The sequence below is a fragment of the Candidatus Kaelpia imicola genome (assembly GCA_030765505.1).
GTDB lineage: Bacteria > Omnitrophota > Gorgyraeia > Kaelpiales > Kaelpiaceae > Kaelpia > Kaelpia imicola.
On sequence record JAVCCL010000021.1, the window covers coordinates 1 to 2,573 of the forward strand.

Consider the following 2,573-nt stretch of genomic DNA (forward strand, 5'->3'; position numbering starts at 1 on the left):
GGTGATAATACACTAAAACTATATCTCTTATTAACATATTATTCCTATATTTTTGGCTATATAGCGCCTATTTATAAGTATAATGCTCAGAGATAGTGTTATGTCTAATATTTGCACGGGGAGCCATGTTTTTGTAAGTAATTGGTATATAAGGAGTTAGGAGAAATAGTCTCTTCATTCAGGAGAGGTTATTTTTGTATCTACTTGGTGTTAAAAGAGTTATGAACGTAGTTATTTTTAGAGTCCTTTCCGTTAATAATATTTAAATTCTCTCTTAATTAGATTAGGAAATAATTAGTCTTAAAGTATCTCTTTATCTCTTAATTCCACCATTATCAAAAGAGAGTATTTAACAGTGTTATTTAGTTATTATTGATCATTCTGCTTCATATATCTGCCTGTTAAATGGATTTTTGGAAAAATCGGTAACTTAGCTTCTATACCTCTCTGATTTGGAAAGAGAGAGGAATTTTTGATTAAATGAAATATGGCTAAATTCTCTAGTTATTTACCTCTCTTTATCTCTGGGGTGCTGAAGGTTTTGGAGGCAAAAGATGCTATCTATAGAGCCGTATCATTTTCATCTCATTATTTGCAAAGGTGTTTAATATATGGCATACTTTCTAAAGAGGGGATTGGTACAAAATATGGTAAATCTAAAGACCAAAGGGATTATTTTATTTATAGTGGGGGTTTCTCTATTTTTATCTTATCCCGCACAGGCGAGGAGGGTGAGGAAATCATTTAAAGAGTTATCGACATTAGTGAATGTGGTTCAGCAAAACGATATGGCAAAAGCGAAAATTATTATTACTAAATTAAATATGCAGCCTGTGACTAAAGTTTGGCTTATACCAGTAGCTACTGATTATATGTCTGGAGTTAGGTTTACTAAAAAAGGGAATGATTTTGTTGATGCCATAGGAAAAGAAATTGATGAGCTCGCAAAGGAAGTTGGTTTTGATATTAAAGAGGGATATGTTAGTGATTTTGTACTTGTTGTCACAGAGTTAATTTCTAACATATGGAAATATGCCCAATGGGGTTTAATTATTGTATCCGAATGCAATGATTATCGAGGTATAGAGATAATTGCTATTGATAATGGTGAAGGAATAGAAGATGTTGAAAGAGTTTTAAGAGGAGATTTTGTCAAAAAGCAAAGCCCAGGTACTGGGCTTGAACTAATACAATCTAAATCTTCATACATTGAAGTTGAGAGTACTCCTGGAAAAGGTACTACCGTTATGATTGAGATGTATCTATGCTTAGTAGATGGTCGAAGAGTAGTAGCGCATGTCGATTATCTTGAATCAGGGGTCAACTTAGAACCGCCTAGAAATAGCCCTTAATTCCTGCCCATTTTAAATTTGATTTACCTGTATTACCATTAATTCCGAGTATTACCCCCTATTTCGCTCTATTCTGGACACTTTTTGAACACTATTTAGGGGTATAAGATAGACGAAAAACAGGCACAATTTAGGCACAATCAGGTTGCAAAAATTCACACCAACAATATCGCTTCTGCAATCCATTGATAATTAAAGACTAACATTGCATTAAATTAAATATTTTATATACGCACTTGACTGTGGCAGTTGCAAACCCCTTTTAACCTTATCTAACCCCCAATTTGACTATTATTTTATATATGGCATACTTTATAGAGAGGGGAATTGGTAAAAACTATGATGAGTCTAAAGACTAAAGGGATTATTTTATTTATAGTGGGTAGTGTTTTATTTTCTTGTCCCGCCGATGCGAGAAGAGTAAGAATCAATTATTTCTCTGATATCTTAGGTAATGTTATTGAGATTATCTCTGGCCAAGACTCTGCATTGCCTAATAGGCCTGTTATAGCAGTATTTGATGTTCATGGGACCCTTCTTGAGCCTACCTGGAAGCAAGAGTATGGAGATACCTATAGAGTCTGTACAGGTAGGGATGATGTTGAAGAATGGATAGATTTAAATACTTGGAGCAAATCAACAACTGAGATACTTAGTCTTATAGCCGAGGTTTCAAGCAAACCCATTAAAGAAGTTGAAGAGATCTATACTTCTTTTTATGAGCATTATAGAGCTGATAACTCAGCAGAAGCTAAACCGCATGCTTTAGATATCTTAAGAAGCTTGAAAGAAGAGAACATACCAATAATTATAATTAGCGGTAGCAGTAAAGATGTGATATTAAAACAACTTGATGAGGCTGGACTTCTTCCGTATATAGATATAGATAATGTTATAGGTCAGGTAGGTTTAGAAGAGAGTTTAGGGCAAAAGATAGATAGGCGAGAGGTCTTCAGGTTTTTACAAAGAAGGTTCTCGGATTATACTTTTGCTTATTTTGACGACTGGAACAGGGGTATGCAACAGATAGTTGCAGAAGGTGGCATAGTATTTGGATTACCTCAGGGTGAATTTGAAAGCGAAGAGTGGTTTAAGAACAGAAGTCTACATATTGCATCGGGTGCAATCTATAGACTTCTTGTCTGAACTGACTTTCCAGATTTAGATAACATATTAACAGCAAATAATAGTTCAACACTAGCGATTGGGCAGAGTGACATA

General features: G+C 34.5%; 2 protein-coding genes. Both read left to right on the forward strand.

Annotation, left to right across the window (positions count from 1 at the left end; all coding sequences use genetic code 11):
* Positions 1 to 647: 647 nt before the first annotated feature.
* Positions 648 to 1,352, forward strand: a complete 705-nt coding sequence (locus tag P9L98_03810) for a hypothetical protein (protein ID MDP8216427.1) — start codon at positions 648 to 650, stop codon at positions 1,350 to 1,352.
* A gap of 339 nt (positions 1,353 to 1,691) precedes the next feature.
* Complete coding sequence (locus tag P9L98_03815) at positions 1,692 to 2,498, forward strand: hypothetical protein (protein ID MDP8216428.1); 807 nt, start codon at positions 1,692 to 1,694, stop codon at positions 2,496 to 2,498.
* Positions 2,499 to 2,573: the final 75 nt, after the last annotated feature.